A 17,578-nucleotide genomic window follows, 5' to 3' on the forward strand; every position below is an offset into this window, starting at 1 on the left:
GCGATCAAACCCCTGCGGGTCGTGTCAATGTGCGGTCTCATCCACGTCCTTGACGGTGAAGAAGAAGTCTTCGGCCAGATCGCCGGTGACGACCTCATCCGGGATGCAATCGGGTCCGGCCAAGAAGACGTTTGCGCCGAAATGCTTATGCAGACGGCTCAACCGCTCCATCCGGGCGGAGGTGATTTCGGCAAAGAAGGACCCGAAGGCATCTCCGGCCCGCAGTTGCTGAACGCGGGCGCGATGGGCCGCCAGACAGGCCGCATGGGCCTCGGCCACGCCGGGAAGCGCCAACAGACGCTCCATCTCGGTCCGCATCGCAGGCAGCATCCGCTGGATAGAGATGTCTTGCTCTGCGTTGTTGTTCATCCGAAACCAATAGCCCAGCCCCTGGTCCCGCTCCACGTGGTTGACCCGGCCCCTGTCGCGCTTGACCAGAAAGCTCTCGGCGTCGCGAACGGCGTAGTGGTTCAACGTCACCAGATCATAGCCGTAGGTTTCCAGGGAGGAGCGCCAACCCGTGCGCAGCATCTCTTTCGGCATAGGCTGACCGGAGCCGTTGACCCAACGCACCTGCTCCCAAAGGTCGGGACGCAGGCCCTTGGGGCGATGGACCCCGAACTTGCGGTAGATATTCATGTTGCGGAACAGGGTTTTAAAGCCCCAGGCTTGATGCGGCTTGCGGATCAACTGCGGCGCGCAGGACGTGAAGCGCTCAATCGTCGGAGCCGTGTCGAACAGGTGGTGATCGCCGTTCCCGAACAACCGCCAGGTTGCCGAGATCATGTTCGCATCCCCCACCGCGCCAAAGAGGTCACGCAAATGTCCGTCGCCCACATGGACATTGATGTATTCGTCCACATCCATGCAGATGGCCCAACCGGCGCGCGCCATGATCGGTTCGCTTTCTGCAGCGGCCAATGCGGCGTGTTGAGGCTTCATATCCGTCGTGCGGAACGGATTGTCGCGATGTTGGACGATCCGATGGCTTTGCAACAGATCCAGCAGCCGATCCGTCCCGTCCGTGCAATCGTTGGTATAGACGAGGAAGTCGTCGACCCCGATGGCCCGGTGATAGGCGATCCACTCCAGGATGAAGGGGCCCTCGTTCTTCATGCAGGTGACAATGGCCGTTCGCCCCGGAACGCTTGCTGGCAGCGGTCCACCGGCGTCGGCGCTGATGGGCGGCAGCACAGGACTATGGCCAAAGGCGTCCTTGGACAGGGCAAGGAGATCGTCGTCAAGAACAAGACCGGCCTTGGGCGCCAGGGGAAGCTCCAAATCCTCGTGGCAGCGCACGGCCATGGCGCGGTAGAAATAGGCCACGCGCGGATCGGGTGTCATTCCGCCGATCCGCACAAGGCGGAACGGAGCCTCCGGCGGAATGCGGCGCGGATCGCAGGCCCAGCGGCGATTGCCCCCCGCCTCGTCGAACTGATCGCAGATGTGATCACCATAATGGGGGTATCGCCCCTTGCGGACACGCCACGGATAAATCCGCCGCCCCACAAGTGGGACAAGTCCGGTCTCAGAAGCCGCCACCAGATCGAAGACCCCGTGCCCGGGCGCCACAGGCACCAAGATATCGCAAATATCCAGCCAAGCCACGGCCCGCGCCTCTGTAAGGAACCGCCAGCGCAGCGCTTCCAACACGATCAGATCAGCCAGCGGTGCCGTCCAGGGGTCCGGTTCTGGAGAGACCATGCGGTCTTTGCCAGGCGCATCCGGGGCCGCCATTGGGTGTCTTTCGGAGGCCGCGTGTTTCCCGAGGGGCAACGGGCAGTCGACAACCACGCAGCGGGAGAGCGCAAGGGCGTCCCGACCGGGCAAAGCGGCCAAGTCATCGGCCAAGGAGGCCTCACCGGGGCGGCGGCGGTCCAGGATCAGGGCCGCGTCGGCGCCATGCCGTGTGGCGTGGTATCGCATCCAATCGGCCACGGTCGCCGCAGGCTCCCCGTTCCGCGTGGCCATCAGCACGCGACACCCGGCAAGCAAGCCCGGTTCTGGCGTGGCGGGCGGGACACTCGTCGCCGCCCTTTGCAGCGGCAGGGGCAGTCCCGCACGCTCTGGGTTCCAGGTGCCCGTCACCATGAGAGCGGAACTCACCGACAGCACACGATCCACGGACAGTCCATCGACAGAGGTAACGCAGGCGGTCGGGGTCCCCGCACCCAGAAAGACACGGACCTCAGACTGCCCCGCGCCGTCGGGCAGATCCGCCACCACATCCAAAACGCGAATGTCTCCCACGGTCTGCGCGGTGAGTGTCCGGTGTTCGATCATCGGGACGTCCTTTCTGCCCGAAAGCCCTGTCGGAGGAGGTGGCGTCCCAACTCGGGCGTTGGAACGTGGCTGTCACCTGCCAGGATGAGCCGACCGCATAGGCGCGCCCCGGCTGGGGAGGCAAGTATTTCGGCCAGACGGGCGCCGTGCCACGCAACTGCGCACGCCTCCGCCTCTGCGACCATAGGCAAGGCTCTCAAACGCGCCGCCTCAGCGGAGCAAGCCGGGAGTTGGGCCGCAATCATGTTACAAGCCTCGGTGTTGAAGTTGCGTTCCACCCAGTAGGTGAGGTCAATCGCCTTACCCGTTCGGTTGGGCAGCCCACGGGAGCGCTTCACCAGAAACTCATGGACGGAGCGGACGGAGTAATGGTTCACCTGCACCCGCCGCGCGGACGCCTTTGGGTCCCGAGACATCAATATCTGCCCCTCGCGCTGCGCCATCTCAGGCCGCTTCGTGCCGGTATCGTCGTATAAAACCGGGGGCGCGGTTTGTTTGGGCCGATGAACCCCGAGCCCGTCAAAGGGACCATGCCTGCGAAACAGGGTCTTACAGAAGGATCCCAGGGCCGGATACACCATGTCGCGCGGCGCGGCCCGTTGGAAGCGCTCTGCCGGGCTGCCCTGCCCTGGGGCGAGGCGCCCGTTGTTGCCGAACAACCGCCAGCCCATGGCAATCGCCTCCGCATCCGGGCAAAGGTCGATCAGATCAGACAGGTTTTTCAGGCCCATGGAGGCGTCGAGCGCGATCCACTCGTCCACGTCTAAATGGAGCACCCAATCAGCCTCCGTCACCGCCCCATGGGTCCAAGCGGCCTGGAGCGCGCGCCATTGGGGCACTGATCCCTTCTGCCCCAAAACGTCCCCTTGGGGCACATGGATCACGCCCGCAGGGCGCAGGGCTTCCAGGATATCTTCGGTCCCGTCGGAGCAATCGTTGGTGTAGACAAGCACCGTGGCCACGCCAAGCGCCCGTAAATGCGCAACCCAGTCGACCACGTAAGGCCCTTCGTCGCGGAGACAGCTGACGACCGTAATCCGGGGCCCCGGTGCGCGCTGATCAGGCATCCGGCCTCCTACAACATGGTTAACAATCGGATCACTGGCCGTGGATTGCCATGCAAACCGTGAAAAATCGAGGAATTAACATGGCAGTTTTCCGCAGAAGCCCCGGAATTTGTTCCGCCTACGGTAACCATTTCGGGCTATGGTGGGCGGTGTGCCCCATCGTTGAAGGACCCGTTCCATGCCAACCGACGCCATCGCGCCCGATGATCGCCTAACGCCCCTGCGCGATGCAGCCGGGACCGATGGATGGTTCCGGGATGTGGGCGACGTCCATTCAGCCCTGTTCCGTCCAGGCGACGGGACCCTGTTGGTGGAGTTCGACAGCGAACGGTCCGTCCTTGCGCGCGACGGCGCCCTGCCCTGGTCCACGGGCCTCGCGCGCAAACGCGGCTGGGCGACGCTGTCGGTTCTATCCAAAGGACGCACCTGGTTTCGGGACGACGCGGTGTTCGACCTGTTCGATGAGCTGACCGACGATGGGTTCTTTGACGACTACGATACGGTGCTGTTCGTCGGTGCGGGGATCAACGGCTATGCTGCGGCCGCCTTCAGTTTGGCGGCGCCAGGGGCGACTGTCTTCCTGATCGCGCCCTTGGCAACGCTGTCGCGGGATCACACCCCGTGGGAGCCGCGGTTCCGCACGGATCGGGCGCTGCCCTTCACGTCGCGATATGGCTACGCGCCGAGCATGATTGATGGCGCGCGCCGTGTCTTCGTGATCTCCGACCCGACCGAGACCTATGACGCCATGCACGCCAGTCTTTTCCAGGGCGACCACGTTACGCATCTGCGGGCGCGCCACGGGGGCCCCCGCCTCCATCGTCGCTTAGAGGACATGGGGATCTTGGATCGCCTCGTTGCGGGCGCGGTGAGTGGGGCACTGACACCGCTCCGCTGGGCGCAGCTTTGGCGGGCACGTCGCCAGGACGATATTTGGCTCAACAACCTCATGCGCAAGCTAGACCTTATGGAGCGGCCCTGGCTGCAAGCCATCTGCGCGGGCCAGATCCTCACGCGGACGGGCAGTGACGCGGCCCGGCGGCGCATGAACGATGCGCTGTCGCAGCTTGCCGATGCCGGGCGCGAAGCCCCTGCGGGCCTGGACCCTCAGGCCCCCGCTGCGCCGGAACGGATGCGCCTCGCCGGGGAATAACCGCCTTGGCGGCAGCCGGGTCGGCTAGGATGGTGCTGGGTCACGGGATGGCTGTGCTCGGAACCTCGAAGTCGGTCAGCGCTATGGGTCCGTGCGTTCGCATTGGCAAATTTCAACAGCCTTAGCGACGGCAGCAGCAATTATCCGGAGGCGCCCGATGAGAGGTGACAGATCTTCGAAGCGATTTGAGGCACGAGCCGGGTTCGCTGAAACGCCCAGAGCCTGCGATGCAAAGCACTCACAGTAAGGGCGCGGCTAAGACCCTGATGTCCGCGTGCCTTGTAACGACTGGGGAAGGGAGACGTGATCCACATCGGCAGAATTGGTCAGCTCTTAGGAGCAGGTATCGCGCCCTTAGATCGGCACGTCGAAGTACATTGCATCTCTACGCGCGCCGGTTCAGCCGATGCATTCAGCGCAGCCTCAAACCTGTTTCCGGCGCAATGCCACGGACGCACCTCACACAGCGCCTTGGCCTGCGCTCAACCGGCTGGGGTCGTCTCAAACCGCACGTTCGGACCGAGTGGCGAAATGAAGAGACGGCGCTGCCCGCTCACATCGGTCACGATCACCTCGGCGCGGGGACCCGGGCGCCCATCGGGACCGGCTGGAACGCCAGTCGGGTCTTCGATGACAAAGCGCGCGGGGCTGCCCCCTTGGACAAACGTCACCGCATAAGGAAGCTGGTAGCCGCAATCGGCAGTAACACCCGACCAACCACCGGGAACGCCTTCGGGCCGCGCCGCGACGCACCGTGCCCCGTCCGACATGCGAATCGTCACGCGGCTTGGCGTCGCCACGGCGCTCAAGACGCGCGTTTCCCCCGAGGGCACGCCCTCTGGCCCTGCTGAAGAGGTTTCGTCCACAACGACGCATCCGGCCATAAGAGCTGGAAGAGCAAGGAAAAGTGCGGGGCGCATGGAAACCTCCGAGGGCTGGCGATGCGTCTACAGCGGCCAGATCACGGGAATCAGCGCCGCCGAGACAAGCGCGACGATAATGTTCATGCCGATACCCACTTTGACGAAGTCGGTAAACCGGTAGCCCCCCGGACCGTAGACCAACATGTTGGTCTGATACCCGATTGGTGTCGAAAAAGCACAACTGGCTCCCACCATCACCGCGACCACGAGAGGCCGAGGATCAACACCCAACGCCGGTCCAAGGGCAATCGCGACGGGTGTGACCACCACCGCCACGGCGTTGTTGGACACGATTTCCGTCAACGTCGAGGTCAGCAAAAACACCGCCAGGACAAGCAGCGGTGCCGGTAGCCCCAAAAGAAACGGGGCCAACCAATCGACGATCATTTGAACCGCACCAGAGGATTGTAGGGCCGCGCCGACGGCGAGCATCGCGAAAATCATCGCCAAAAGGCGCCCGTCGACGAAGCCAAACGCCTCGTCAGAATCAACACAGCGTGTCAGCAGCACGACAACGGCGCCAATCACCGCCAGCGCAAAGATCGGCGCCAGTCCGAATGCCGACAGCGCCACAATGCCCGCAACGGCGGTCAGCGGAATCCAGAGGTATTCGCGGCGATACCCCTGCTCAGACGGTTTGGTGACCTCGACCAGGTTCATGTCCTGGGACAGGCGCTGGATGTCCTCGCCCGACCCTTCCAGCAGGAGCGTGTCACCAACGCGCAGCACCATCTCTTCCAACTGACCGGACAGGTTCCGATCACGCCGGTGCAACGCAATGGGGTACACGCCATAGCGCCGCCGCAGGCGCAGCGCGCCCAACCTGCGGCCGACCAGTTTCGCATCGGGCGTGATCAGGACCTCTACGGTAGAGGTCTGGACCGCGCCAACTTGGTCCAATCGTTTCAGGGACTTGTTACGCTGGAGAGTCAAGAGTTCTGCGATCTCCGTGCGCAGGATCACCCGATCCCCCATCTGAAGCGTGACGTCCCGCAGGTTACGCCGCAAGGAGGCATCGCCCCGCACCACATCGATCAAGCGTACTCCGTCGCGTTGGAACAGCTTCACATCCAAGGCCTGTCGATCGATCAGGTTTGATCCTTGGGGGATGACAGCCTCGGCGAAGAATTTTTGCCCTTTCCGGGAGGTGAGCGTCGCCGCCATGGACGTCCGCTCTGGCAAAAGGTGGCGCCCGACGAGGTAGAGATACGCCAAACCGACCAGGGCCACCGGCAAGGCAAGGGGCGTGACCTCGAAGATTGTGAACGGGGCCAGACCGCTTGCCCGCGCAACGCCATCCACCAAAAGATTGGTCGACGTGCCGATCAACGTCATTGTCCCGCCTAGGATCGACGCATAGCTGAGCGGGATCAAAAGCTTGGACGGCGCATATCCCATCGACGCAGCCAATTGCACAAAGACCGGGATCATGACGACGACAACGGGCGTGTTCGCCACAAAGCCCGATGCAACCAGAACCACGCCCAGAAGAATGGCCAAGGCCAACCGTGGCCGGGTCGCCGCATGGGATTCCGCGAAGCGCGTGAACCAGTCGAGGGCACCCGTCCGCACCAAGGCGCCCATCAACAGGAAGAGCGCGGCGATCGTCCAGGGCGCAGGGTTCGCCAGAACGGCCACACCGGCCTCGTAAGGCAGAACACCGGTCACCAGCAGAAAGACAGCGCCCCCCATGGCGGTCACTTCGGTGGGGTATGTCTCCCGCATGAAGAGAAGCAGCATGACACCCAGGGTGGCCAGGGTCAGCCAGGCGTCGATGTGCTGAGGCAAGTCAAGCCAGCTCATGGATTTGGCCTTACCGGTCGGACCAAAGCCATTCCCAACACCATCAGAACGCCCGCGACCAGGACCGATGCCGGATACCGCTCCCCCAGAAGCAGGGCAGACCAGAGGACACCGAAGCCGGTCACGAGGTAGGCCGTCTGCCCCGCAAAGACGGCCCCTGCCTGTCCCAACAGCCACAGGAAGCCGGAGTAGACCAAGGTGTGGACAACGGCGATCAAGAGAACAGCAAGGGACGCGGCAACGCGGCCTTCGTCGAACAGTGACAGGGGCTGATCGGACACGAGGGCCAGCCCGAGCGACAGGGGCAGCACAAGCACCATGGCGCCCCACAGAATGGCTAAGGGGTTCACGTCGCCTGTCCCGTTCCGCACGATCAAGGCCGCATTCACCGCGTAGCACAGGGGCGCACAGAGGGCGACGGCCACTGCCCAGGGTGCGCCGCCCGCCAGGTGGCCTTGGGCCAGGGCGATGAGAGCCACAGCCGCCATGCCAAGGCACAGGCCCGCGACCCGGCGCAGGGTCACCACCTCCACGCCAAACAGCGCGCCGATGGGCAACGCCAAAATCGGGATCGTCGCGATCAAGATCGCCATAAGTCCGGCAGGCAGGTGGGCCACAGCCGTATAGGTCGCCAGATGGGGCAGCAGTGTTCCAAGGATCGCCACTTGCACGCAAAGCAGCCAAGCCGCTTGGGGCGGGAACGGGATTTGCAGCCGTCGTAGCAGGACGGCGCCCAAGACCAAGGTCACCACCGCTTGCCAGACCATGATTGCAAAGGGTTGAAAGCCGCCCGCGACCGCAACCTTGTTGAACGGCTGCAACAGACCCCACCCGGCCCCGAACAGCAGCAGGCTGCCCCAAAGGACCGGACGCGGCGCGCTCATCCGGGACCCATGGGACTGAGCCGACCGCCCACCCGGACTTGAGACACGGAGGCTGCGAGACCAGTGCTGTCGTCCGTTTCCACAAAGAGACCGCAGAGCGTTGCGTCTCCGGCCGCAGGCTCGAATCGCGCCTTGTTCATGCCGGTTACAAAGCGGCGGAGTGGCTCCGCCTTCTCCATGCCGATGACGCTGTTGTAATCCCCACACATGCCTGCGTCCGTCTGATAGGCCGTGCCACCCGGCAGGATCATCGCGTCTGCTGTGGGGACATGGGTATGGGTGCCAACGACGACGCTGGCGCGCCCGTCGCAAAAATGGCCCATGGCCATCTTCTCCGACGTGGCTTCGCAGTGGAAATCGATCAACGTGGCTTGCACCGCCCGCCCCAAGGGCTGCGCCTTGAGGAGCGCATCTATGGGCGCAAATGGGTCGTCGTACTGCCGGGACATGAACACGCGACCCAACACCTGTGCCACCAGCAATTTGCGGCCCCCAATTGTGAAGATCCGCGCCCCGGCCCCCGGCGCCGCCTTGGCATAGTTCATGGGGCGCAAGATGCGGCTGTCCTCGCCGATGGCCTGCATCATGTCCTTTTGATCAAAGGCATGGTCGCCGAGTGTGATCACATCGGCACAGGCGGCAAAGATGTCTTTGGCTTGGGCGGCGTTGAGCCCACGACCGGAGGAGGCGTTTTCCGCGTTGACTACAACAGCGTCCAACGCCCAATCCGCCCGCAGCGCAGGCAACCGTTCGGACACGGCGCGCCGACCCGCGCGGCCCATGACATCCCCAAGGAACAAAAGTCTCATGGATGCCGGTTACGCTGTAGCGCGCTGGGCCGAAAGAGATTTCGCTGAAATCTCTTTCCCGATCCTTCGTTGAAGGATCGCATGCGCCCAGTTTTTCAGCGCGGGGCGCAGGCCCCTACCCCTTCACGGCACCTGCGGTCAGGCCGGAGACGATTTGCCGTTGGAAGATCATCACCAACAGGAACAACGGCGCGGTGATGGACACGGCTGCGGCCACGGCCTCCACCTGGTCAGTGGTCGTCGTCTCGCGGTTGAAATACCCGGCGATGGCAGGGACCATCGTCTGATTGGAGGCATCCAACAGCAGCGAAGTCACCAGGAAGTCGTTGTAGGCAAGCAAAAAGCTGAACAGCCCCGTCGTGATCACACCCGGCCACATCACGGGCATGATAACCCACCGAAACGCCTGAAAATGGGTGCAGCCATCGACCCGGGCGCTTTCATCTAGGTCCACCGGAATATTTTGGAAGAAGCTCCGCAGCATCCAGATCGTGAAAGGCTGGTTGATGGACACGAGCACGGCAATCACAGCGAGGGGCTGTCCGTAGAGTGTGGGCGCATTCTCGCCCAGGATCGGAGAGAGAAGCTCAGCGGAATTGATGAACACCGGGAGGTAGCCCGCAACGAGAACCGAATGGGGCAAGGCACGGAAGATCAGCGCGATAATCAGGATCCAGAAGGCGAAAGTGGAGCCCGACCGTGCCAGGCCGTATCCAGCCAGTGTCCCGACGGTCAAGGAGACGGTGACCACCCCAATGGTCACGACCATGGAGTTTCGGAAGTTCTCGTAAAAGGCGTTCTCGACCCAGACGGCGGCGTAGTGCTGCGTCGTCAGGCCAAAGATCGGCTGCCCGAGGGGACCAAGCAGCCCCTCGATGGGTGCGGCAACCACTGGCAGCAGAAAGAACAGGCCAATGACGGCAAGAACCCCAAAGCCGAGAGCAATCACTGCCCAGTTGAAGATCTTTTGCAGTGTGCCCTCCGCCGTCGCCATGGGCATCAGCCAGACGGTCGCGGCTTTGATCGCACCCCAAGCAAAGACGACGAACAGGACAATATCGACAATGCTGATCCCCGCGCCGTCGGCCAAGGTCCGCGGCCCGGAGATGACTTCCCAGGCATTGGACGAAAACGCGTCCACCGGGGATTTGAACGACATCAAGAGGACCCAGACCAGCGGGAAAGCTGCGAGCAACAGCCACACGAGGAGGAAGGCATTGGAGGCCAGCTTCAGCGAAAAGGGCTGGCGCATGGCCCGCGGGATAGATGCGTCGGACATGGGCTCAGCCCCCCCTATGGTCGCGCCAAGTGCGGCGCAGCGGTGCAGCAAGCAAGATCACGACCCCGATCATTGTCAGCATGGCCGAGGCAGAGGCCGACGACACGGCTCGGTTCCCGGCATCATCGGGCGTCAGGTAATCGTAGGTGAGGTACTGCAAGGTGATCCTGTGGGATTCCGATGAGAAGCCGATCACCTCTTCAAAGGCGCGATAGGCGTCCATCAGGTGAATGAGGGTGATGAACACGATCAGCGGCATCAGGTGCGGGATCACAACGTAACGCAGGCGTTCCCACCGGGAGGCGCCGTCGATGACCGCCGATTCTAGCGTGTCCTGGTTCACCGTCTGAAGGCCTGCGTAAAAGATCACGAAAGCAAAGGGCGCCACGTGCCAGACCCGATAGAACATCATAAGAAACTCGATCGCCCAACCGTTCGCCGCGACCGATAAGTCAGTGTTCCACAGCGCCTCAAGCCAGACTGTGACGATGCCGTCCCCATAGAACAGCCACCGGATCGAAAGCGCGCCGATTACGGGCGTGATGATAAACGGCAGGAGCGAGACAAAGATCACGGGCCCTTTCACGGCGCGAGAGGCGTTGTTGACGACAACCGCGATGGCCAGCCCAACAATCAACACCAGGGGCAAAGTGATGAGGGTGAAGGTCAGCGTGAAGCGCAAAGCTTTCCAGAAATCGATCTGGAGCAAGGCGCCAAAGTCCAACCCGCTGAGCGCCGCGATGGCCCGCTCACCACCGAGGACGTTGGCGTAGGACCGGAACCCAACCCATTCGGTGCGCGTCACCGTATTTCCGTCGTCGTCCAGAACCGGGATCGTCTTCACCTCAGTCACGCAGGTCTGTTGCAGGAACCCCGGCGTACAGGTCTCCACCTCTTGGGTGGTAAAGATCGGCTGTGTGACTTGGAATGAATTCACCAGCACCGTGACAAGCGGGAAGGCAATGAACAGGAGCATCAGGAATACCGATGGTCCCACGAACATGGCGAAGGTTTTGAACTTCACGCTGGCCTCCGTGCCGCTGGTGTTTCTGGACCGTTGCATAGGAAAACCGGGGCTGTCACGGAGTTTCACGCCGATGTCCGTCGGTCCCGTCAGAAATCTTGCATAGGAATGCAAAGCGCTGAAAGTCTCACCGGAGTTTGCGCGGAACTCGGGGACCATCGGACGGCTCGCCGCTATGAGATCCCCGCCCTTGGCGGTTTGGTTTCAGCCGTAACGGCGGACGTCGGGGCGTATGGATGCGGAGTGATATTCAGAGAGAGGGCCAAACAGGCGGCCCTTTGTAAGACGTTCTTTCACCTCCTGGATGCGCCGCCACCTGCGCCCCGTTCGCCGTAGGCTTCCATAGCCATGAAAAAGGGGCGGCCCGTTCGGACCGCCCCATCGCTCATACCCTTTGGGTGAGTTACTGCAGCAGACCAGCTTCCTTAGCGGCCGAGGAATAGGCCTCCTCAACGGCGGCCAGAGCCTCCGTCGCCGTACGATCACCGGTGAAGAACGACGGCAATTCGTTCCCCAGGGCGGTGTGCATCAGGCCCATCTGGCTGGTGGAGGGGTAGCTGGGCGGCGCGGGCTGGGCCGTCGCCGTGGCGATAGCACCCTGGGCCATATCACTCGGCTGATAGCCTTCGACCAACCAAATCGCGGTATCATTGGCGCCCTGAACCATCTCGCTGTCCAGACCCTCCATCGCGACGCGGAAGGCGGCTTCGGCCGTCGCGTCGTCGATATTCTTAGCCACGACAATGCCGTCCCACCAGAGTGTGGTTGCTGGCACGCCCCCAGCCATCGCCAGCGGTGCCGCAGCCGATCCGACTTTGCCGACGACCGAGCTTTCCGCCTCGTCGTTCATGGCGCCACCCCGGCTGGCCCAGAGGTTGGCCATGGCAATTTTGCCTTGCTGGAACTGTTGCTGGACGTAGGTGGAATCGCTGACCAGATACTCGGGGTCCATGTATTCGGTCAGGGCCTTCATCATCTCCAACGCTTTGACACCGGCCTCGGAATTGACCGCAGGCGTGCTGTCATCGTTGTAGAAATCGCCGCCGAAGCCCACGAACATGTTGTTGAAGTCTTGGGCAAGGTTCCAGCCGGACTTCATCGTGGCGCCCAATGGGTATTCGACGACACCCGCCTCTTGGATGGCGGCGGCGGCTGTCAGAACCTCATCGTAGGTGGTCGGAACCTCCAGCCCCAGCTCCTCGAAGATGTCGGTGCGGTACATCATGTGCTGCGTGTTCACCATCATGGCGATGGCCATGATCTGACCGTCGATGCGGATCAACTGGTTCGGGCTGAGGTTCTGGCCGTAGGCTTCCACCAGGTCATCCAGGGGCCGGATCGTGCCTTCGTTCAAGAGCGGCGTGACCGTCCCGTTCGACACACCACCCAGGGCATAAAGCGACGGATTGGCCGCGAAGGCCGCGGGCTGCTTGGTCCGGAACTCTTGATCCAGCTCGGCAGAGACGTTGCCGCACTCCGACATGGCATCGGTCACGGCTTTCCAAGCCTCAAAGCCAGCCGACAGTGATTTGACCTCGACCTCATTCTGGAAGGCGCAGGCCATGGCAGAGGTTGTGCCCAGCATGGCGACGGCACCCGCAAGCGCCAGTTTTTTCATCAGCATTGTATAGCTCCCTGATAGTGTTTTCGCGGGTCGGGTTGGCCCGATCCCAAGGCATATGCCCCTGCCGCACCCTGACCTGAGCCAGGCGATCGGTTCAATTCAAATCCCACTTTTCATTTCGGACGGGGTCTCTAGGGTGCCGCTCTGCATACGCTTGCAAGACGCTAGCCCCAGGCCAGCGCCCCGTGCAAGTCGGAATCTAGGGCCACCACGCTGAGGACAAGATGATCGACCACCGTCACACCACGCGCGCCGGGCTGAATGCCCTGCTGACAGCGCCAGACCCGCAGGACGTGGCGCTAGGCTTGCTGGCAGAGGATGCGGTCTGGGACATGATGGCACCGGTCGACCGGGTGACCGGACGGGATGCCATCTTAGAGAGCGTCATCCGTCCCCTACGCGCGGCGCTGGCTTTCCCCCATCGCCGGGATGAGATCGTCATCGGCGGACTGAACCGTCGGGATGAGGGGGGGTATTGGGTCGCCTGCGTCAGCCACGTCGTCGGCACACATGTCGCCCCGCTCTGGGGTGTCGCGCCGTCCGGCAAATTGGCGTTCCTGCGGGTGGGAGAGTTCCACCGGCTGTCCGACACCGGACAGATCACCCAAAGCCGCATTTTGATCGACCTGCCGAACCTGATGATCCAAGCGGGACGCCAGCCCTTTACCCAGGGTCTGGGCACCGAAATGCTGTTCCCTGGCCCCGCCACCCATGATGGCGTCTGCCCGGGCTCCGACGGTGGCAAGACCAGTCTCGATCTGGTCGAGCGGATGCTCGGTGCCCTCCACGTCTACGACCCGGAGACCGGTCACTCCGCCCAGCAAACCGGCGAAGACGGCACCTGGGCGGACGATATGCTCTGGTACGGTCCCGCGGGCATCGGCAGCAATTATCGCTGGGACGGGTTCATGGCAGACCATCGCACCCCGTTTCTTAAGGCATTCCCAGACCGCAAGGGCGGCAATCACTATTGCCGCATTGGTGACGGTCCTTACGCGGCCGTATCCGGCTGGCCCTCCATGACGATGACCCATCGCGGCCCCTATCTGGGTGTCCAACCAACCGGGCGCGCTCTGACGCTTCGGGTGATGGACTTCTATCGCTGCGCGGACGGGCGGATTGCGGAAAACTGGGTGCTGCTCGATTACGTGGATCTGTTCCGACAAATGGGTCACGACATCCTGTCTTAGGACGGACAGGCCAGCAGGCCTGTTGCACGCCTCTTTGCCCTGGCCTATCCCGGCGCCACTATCTCAAGGAGGCTCAGATGCCCACGTCCGTATTCATCGATGGCGAAGCCGGAACCACCGGCCTTCAGATCCGCGACCGTCTCGCCAACCGCGAGGACATCCGCCTGATCTCCCTCGATGCGGACCGCCGAAAGGATACGGACGCCCGCCGCACGGCCTTTCGGGAAGCGGACGTGGCGATCCTCTGCTTGCCCGATGACGCGGCGCGGCAGGCGGTGACCTTGGCCGGGGACACCCGGATCATCGACGCCTCCACCGCCCATCGGGTGGCCGCCGATTGGGTCTATGGAATGCCCGAACTGCCCGGCCAGAGGGAGCGGATCGCCGCTGCCACACGGGTCGCCAATGTCGGCTGTTTTGCCACGGGCGCGATCGCCATTCTGCGCCCACTGACCGATGCGGGTTTGGTGCCAAGCGACGCAGGCGTCGTGTTGACCGGCGTATCGGGCTATACTGGCGGCGGCAAATCGTTGATCGCCGAGTACGAGGCCGGCACCGGCCCTGCCCATTATCTCTATGCCCACGGTCAGACCCACAAGCACCTGCCGGAGATCATGGAATTTGGCGGGATGAGCCGCAAACCGGCCTTTCAACCGGCGGTCGGTGGCTACGCCCAGGGGATGGCGGTCCAACTCCATCTCCACGCCGATCTGCTGCCGGGGGGCGTTGGTCGACACGCCAGGATTGAGGCGGCTCTCCGTGAGGCCTACGCCGGTGACCCCTTCGTGGGCGTGGAAACGGCCCAAGCCCGAATCGACCCGCAGGCTTTGAATGGAACAAACCGCATGGTTTTGTCTGTTCAAGGCGACGGCGAGGGCCGCGTGACCGTGGTCGCCGTCCTCGATAATCTGGGCAAAGGCGCCTCTGGCACCGCCGTTCAGAACCTAAACCTGATGATTGGTGCCAAAGAAACCGAAGGTTTGACATAATCGGCGCTCAATCGCGCCGCCTTTGCGGGTGAGACTTGGTTAACGCCACCAAGGAATGGACCTTAGCCATGTCTCGCCTGCGCTTGCCCTTGTTGTGTTTTGTCCTCGGGGTTGTTTCCACCCCTGCTTTCGCTCAGAAATTCGTCTCCCCGAGCGACTTAGACAACATTCCCCTCGTCACGCCGACGGTCACAGTCCTTGATCTGAATGCGTCCACGCTTCGGGGTGATTTGTTCCAACGTCCAGCGGCATTGCCTCAGACGTTGGATATTCAGCCCGTCCGCCTGCGTGCCAAGCCTGAGCAGGATGCCGAAAAAACCGACGAATAAACCAATATGGCGGCAATCGCCGTCCCAGGCATCGTTCGCATCCGCGACCTCGTTGACGCTCGCTAAGATGTCACTGGAAAACGCCAGGCTGTAGGGCATTTATGGCAGGCAGACAACCAAAGGATATTACCATGTCTCGCCTCCCTCTTTTGACGGTTGCGCTCGTCGCGCTGCCGTCGCTCGCTTTTGCGGCCGGGTCAGGACCCACAACGCCCACGCAAACGACCAAACAATGCACCGGATCGCAGGTCTATGACGCAGCGACCAAGGCCTGCGTAGACAGCCGCGACAGCAGCATGAACGACACCCTCCGGCTCGATGCCGCGCGGGAATTGGCGGCGTTCGACCGTGCCGATGATGCGCTGGCAATTCTTGCCAACCTGGAAAACGCGGAAACGCCCGAAGCACTGACCCTGCGTGGGTTTGCGACGCGCAAGGCTGGCGATTTCGAGACGGCGATGACCTTCTATGACGCCGCGCTGGCCATCGATCCCGACTACATCCTTGCGCGCAGCTATATGGGCCAGGGCCTCGCAGAAAAGGGACAGACCGAGGCCGCGCGCACGCAGTTGGCCCTGATCCGGCAGGCGGGCGGTCGCGGGACCTGGGCCGAAACGTCCCTGGCCCGCGCTATCGAGACGGGACGCGGCTACGGTCAGTGATGCGCAGGCAGTAACCGTTTGGTAACGCGCGTCGGGCCATATGGGGCATCATCACAAGGATGCCCCGGCCCGACGCCATGACACAGCTAAGCCCGACGTTCCCGCCGCCCTTTGACCGGCGTCACCTTAGCCAGGGCCAAAAGGCCGCTGTGATCGTCCGCCTGCTCATCAATGGGGGCGCGGATCCGGGCATTCGCCATCTACCCAAAGAACAACAAAGGCGTCTGGTGCGCGACATGGCCTCCCTCAGGTTCGTCGACCGGGACACGCTCGCCGCAACAGTGGCGGAGTTTGCCTCCGAACTGGACAGCATTGCGTTGCATTTCCCGAGGGAGATTGACCGCGTGCTCGCAACCCTCGATGGCAGCCTATCCCTAGACGTTGTGGAAGGGCTGATTGCCGAGGTAGGTGGTGACGTCGGTGCCCTTGGGGATGCAGCCTGGGACACCATTGGCCTTCTGGACGAAGACGTCATCCTCGATCTCATGTCAGGGGAAACGCCCGAGATCTGTGCGATCATCCTGTCGAAACTACCGGCTGCCAAAGCGGCAAGCCTGATCGGACAGCTTGAAAAGGAGCAGTCAGAAGCAGTCGCGGCGGCCTTCAGTCGAACGGAGGACGTCACTCCCGAGGCGGTCTCTCGCATCGGAAATGCCCTTGGACGGCAATCGGATTCGCGCGCGCAACCCGCTTTCGAGACCGCTGCCGTGACCCGCGTCGCCAATATCTTGAATCTGGCAACCTCAGCGGTGCGTCAGGCTTTGCTCGACCGTCTGGAGGCGACCGATCCGGGCTTTGCCGCGCGCGTCCGCAAGACCGTGTTCAGCTTTGAGAACATTCCCCAACGGCTTGATCCCAGGGATGCCCCGCGCGTGTTGCGCGGTGTCGACAACGCGGTTCTGGTGACCGCGCTTGCAGGCGCGAACGCGGCGCAAGCAAAGGTCGGAGAGTTCTTGCTGAGCGCGATTTCCAGCCGCCTCGCTGACCAGATACGGGAAGACATTGGAAATGCGGGCAAGGTAACCTCCGACCAAGCCGAGGAAGCCATGGCCGAAATTGTCACTGCTATTCGCACCTTGGAAGAGTCGGGAGAGCTGTCGCTCCTTGTGCAAGAAGACAGTGCGGAGTGAGATCGGATGTGTCTGCCGCAAGCGCTGACTTGACCGTTGAGTTCGCGCTATTGGCGGTCGCTTAAAACTAACGGGCCGCCAAGATAATCGCGCACCGAACCAAAGTTAGAAATGGACGATGTCCTACGAGGCAAACAGGTTACGCGGGTGCTGTGTGTAGCCGCTCGCGTCGGCCCCTGACCTTCGCACCAAAACAAAGCACCTTAGGGATTCGATGAATAGCAAGGGCATGCCCCGCTCACACCAAGTAGGGAATGCTAGTCGTGTGCTTTAACCGATCCTGCCTGCATCGACCGACTGTCGCGTCCACAAGCAGGCCCCGGAGTGCAATTCACTGATCTATTCCAGCGGCTTTCACACTGGATGACCTGAAACAGAAACGTTGGCGCGGACACGCATGGCCTCGGTCGAAAGGTCACATGGGTGTTC

At 62.6% G+C, this 17,578-nt stretch carries 15 protein-coding genes; 5 read left to right on the forward strand and 10 right to left on the reverse strand.

Annotated elements, in window-relative coordinates; all coding sequences use genetic code 11:
* Positions 1 to 24 precede the first annotated feature (24 nt).
* Both K5R33_RS13670 and K5R33_RS13675 read right to left on the reverse strand, forming a co-directional pair.
* Positions 25 to 2,283, reverse strand: coding sequence for a glycosyltransferase family 2 protein (locus tag K5R33_RS13670; RefSeq protein ID WP_220749625.1), 2,259 nt, complete (start codon positions 2,281 to 2,283; stop codon positions 25 to 27).
* A complete protein-coding gene (locus K5R33_RS13675) occupies positions 2,280 to 3,350 on the reverse strand; it encodes a glycosyltransferase family 2 protein (RefSeq protein ID WP_220749626.1) in 1,071 nt (356 codons plus the stop codon). The genes K5R33_RS13670 and K5R33_RS13675 overlap by 4 nt, the downstream gene beginning before the upstream one ends.
* A gap of 178 nt (positions 3,351 to 3,528) precedes the next feature.
* Between K5R33_RS13675 and K5R33_RS13680 the strand changes: the two genes are divergently transcribed.
* Positions 3,529 to 4,503 (forward strand): phosphoadenosine phosphosulfate reductase, encoded by a 975-nt coding sequence (locus K5R33_RS13680; protein ID WP_220749627.1) that lies wholly within the window; start codon positions 3,529 to 3,531, stop codon positions 4,501 to 4,503.
* A 482-nt stretch (positions 4,504 to 4,985) separates the two neighbouring features.
* Here the strand turns inward: K5R33_RS13680 and K5R33_RS13685 are convergent, their stop codons facing one another.
* The 7 genes from K5R33_RS13685 to K5R33_RS13715 all read right to left on the reverse strand — a co-directional run bounded on the left by K5R33_RS13685 (position 4,986) and on the right by K5R33_RS13715 (position 12,849).
* Complete coding sequence (locus tag K5R33_RS13685; RefSeq protein WP_220749628.1) at positions 4,986 to 5,423, reverse strand: hypothetical protein; 438 nt, start codon at positions 5,421 to 5,423, stop codon at positions 4,986 to 4,988.
* Between the two features lie 27 nt (positions 5,424 to 5,450).
* Positions 5,451 to 7,229: an SLC13 family permease gene (locus K5R33_RS13690; RefSeq protein WP_220749629.1), complete on the reverse strand. Its 1,779-nt coding sequence runs from the start codon at positions 7,227 to 7,229 to the stop codon at positions 5,451 to 5,453.
* Positions 7,226 to 8,113, reverse strand: a complete 888-nt coding sequence (locus K5R33_RS13695; protein ID WP_220749630.1) for a DMT family transporter — start codon at positions 8,111 to 8,113, stop codon at positions 7,226 to 7,228. The genes K5R33_RS13690 and K5R33_RS13695 overlap by 4 nt, the downstream gene beginning before the upstream one ends.
* Entirely contained in the window at positions 8,110 to 8,922 is an 813-nt protein-coding gene (locus tag K5R33_RS13700; protein WP_220749631.1) for a TIGR00282 family metallophosphoesterase, read from the reverse strand. Before K5R33_RS13700 ends, K5R33_RS13695 begins: the two co-directional genes overlap by 4 nt.
* A gap of 115 nt (positions 8,923 to 9,037) precedes the next feature.
* Positions 9,038 to 10,201, reverse strand: coding sequence for a carbohydrate ABC transporter permease (locus K5R33_RS13705; protein WP_220749632.1), 1,164 nt, complete (start codon positions 10,199 to 10,201; stop codon positions 9,038 to 9,040).
* A 4-nt stretch (positions 10,202 to 10,205) separates the two neighbouring features.
* Positions 10,206 to 11,225, reverse strand: coding sequence for a carbohydrate ABC transporter permease (locus K5R33_RS13710; RefSeq protein WP_220749633.1), 1,020 nt, complete (start codon positions 11,223 to 11,225; stop codon positions 10,206 to 10,208).
* Between the two features lie 403 nt (positions 11,226 to 11,628).
* On the reverse strand, positions 11,629 to 12,849 hold the full coding sequence (locus K5R33_RS13715; RefSeq protein WP_220749634.1) for an ABC transporter substrate-binding protein: 1,221 nt from the start codon (positions 12,847 to 12,849) through the stop codon (positions 11,629 to 11,631).
* Positions 12,850 to 13,073: 224 nt separating this feature from the next.
* Here K5R33_RS13715 and K5R33_RS13720 point away from each other — a divergent pair, with 224 nt between their 5' ends.
* Together K5R33_RS13720 and argC are read left to right on the forward strand one after the other, a co-directional pair.
* Positions 13,074 to 14,039, forward strand: coding sequence for an ester cyclase (locus K5R33_RS13720; RefSeq protein WP_220749635.1), 966 nt, complete (start codon positions 13,074 to 13,076; stop codon positions 14,037 to 14,039).
* A 77-nt stretch (positions 14,040 to 14,116) separates the two neighbouring features.
* Complete coding sequence (gene argC, locus K5R33_RS13725) at positions 14,117 to 15,028, forward strand: N-acetyl-gamma-glutamyl-phosphate reductase (protein ID WP_220749636.1); 912 nt, start codon at positions 14,117 to 14,119, stop codon at positions 15,026 to 15,028.
* Positions 15,029 to 15,186: 158 nt separating this feature from the next.
* Here the strand turns inward: argC and K5R33_RS13730 are convergent, their stop codons facing one another.
* Positions 15,187 to 15,456 carry a hypothetical protein gene (locus K5R33_RS13730; RefSeq protein WP_220749637.1) on the reverse strand — a complete coding sequence of 90 codons (270 nt, stop codon included), beginning with the start codon at positions 15,454 to 15,456 and terminating at the stop codon, positions 15,187 to 15,189.
* 32 nt (positions 15,457 to 15,488) lie between these two features.
* Between K5R33_RS13730 and K5R33_RS13735 the strand changes: the two genes are divergently transcribed.
* Positions 15,489 to 16,019, forward strand: a complete 531-nt coding sequence (locus K5R33_RS13735) for a tetratricopeptide repeat protein (protein WP_220749638.1) — start codon at positions 15,489 to 15,491, stop codon at positions 16,017 to 16,019.
* Between the two features lie 77 nt (positions 16,020 to 16,096).
* Complete coding sequence (locus K5R33_RS13740; protein WP_220749639.1) at positions 16,097 to 17,149, forward strand: FliG C-terminal domain-containing protein; 1,053 nt, start codon at positions 16,097 to 16,099, stop codon at positions 17,147 to 17,149.
* Positions 17,150 to 17,578: the final 429 nt, after the last annotated feature.

Source organism: Jannaschia pagri, from assembly GCF_019655435.1.
In the GTDB taxonomy this organism is placed as follows: domain Bacteria; phylum Pseudomonadota; class Alphaproteobacteria; order Rhodobacterales; family Rhodobacteraceae; genus Jannaschia; species Jannaschia pagri.

Excerpts from the sequence above, each read along its gene's own strand:
- K5R33_RS13670 (WP_220749625.1), bottom strand. The coding sequence starts at position 2,283 with ATGATCGAACACCGGACACTCACCGCGCAGACCGTGGGAGACATTCGC.
- K5R33_RS13705 (WP_220749632.1), bottom strand. The coding sequence starts at position 10,201 with ATGTCCGACGCATCTATCCCGCGGGCCATGCGCCAGCCCTTTTCGCTG.
- K5R33_RS13715 (WP_220749634.1), bottom strand. The coding sequence starts at position 12,849 with ATGCTGATGAAAAAACTGGCGCTTGCGGGTGCCGTCGCCATGCTGGGC.
- K5R33_RS13695 (WP_220749630.1), bottom strand. The coding sequence starts at position 8,113 with ATGAGCGCGCCGCGTCCGGTCCTTTGGGGCAGCCTGCTGCTGTTCGGG.
- K5R33_RS13690 (WP_220749629.1), bottom strand. The coding sequence starts at position 7,229 with ATGAGCTGGCTTGACTTGCCTCAGCACATCGACGCCTGGCTGACCCTG.
- K5R33_RS13720 (WP_220749635.1), top strand. The coding sequence starts at position 13,074 with ATGATCGACCACCGTCACACCACGCGCGCCGGGCTGAATGCCCTGCTG.
- K5R33_RS13740 (WP_220749639.1), top strand. The coding sequence starts at position 16,097 with ATGACACAGCTAAGCCCGACGTTCCCGCCGCCCTTTGACCGGCGTCAC.
- K5R33_RS13675 (WP_220749626.1), bottom strand. The coding sequence starts at position 3,350 with ATGCCTGATCAGCGCGCACCGGGGCCCCGGATTACGGTCGTCAGCTGT.
- argC (WP_220749636.1), top strand. The coding sequence starts at position 14,117 with ATGCCCACGTCCGTATTCATCGATGGCGAAGCCGGAACCACCGGCCTT.
- K5R33_RS13730 (WP_220749637.1), bottom strand. The coding sequence starts at position 15,456 with ATGCCCTACAGCCTGGCGTTTTCCAGTGACATCTTAGCGAGCGTCAAC.
- K5R33_RS13680 (WP_220749627.1), top strand. The coding sequence starts at position 3,529 with ATGCCAACCGACGCCATCGCGCCCGATGATCGCCTAACGCCCCTGCGC.
- K5R33_RS13700 (WP_220749631.1), bottom strand. The coding sequence starts at position 8,922 with ATGAGACTTTTGTTCCTTGGGGATGTCATGGGCCGCGCGGGTCGGCGC.
- K5R33_RS13735 (WP_220749638.1), top strand. The coding sequence starts at position 15,489 with ATGTCTCGCCTCCCTCTTTTGACGGTTGCGCTCGTCGCGCTGCCGTCG.
- K5R33_RS13685 (WP_220749628.1), bottom strand. The coding sequence starts at position 5,423 with ATGCGCCCCGCACTTTTCCTTGCTCTTCCAGCTCTTATGGCCGGATGC.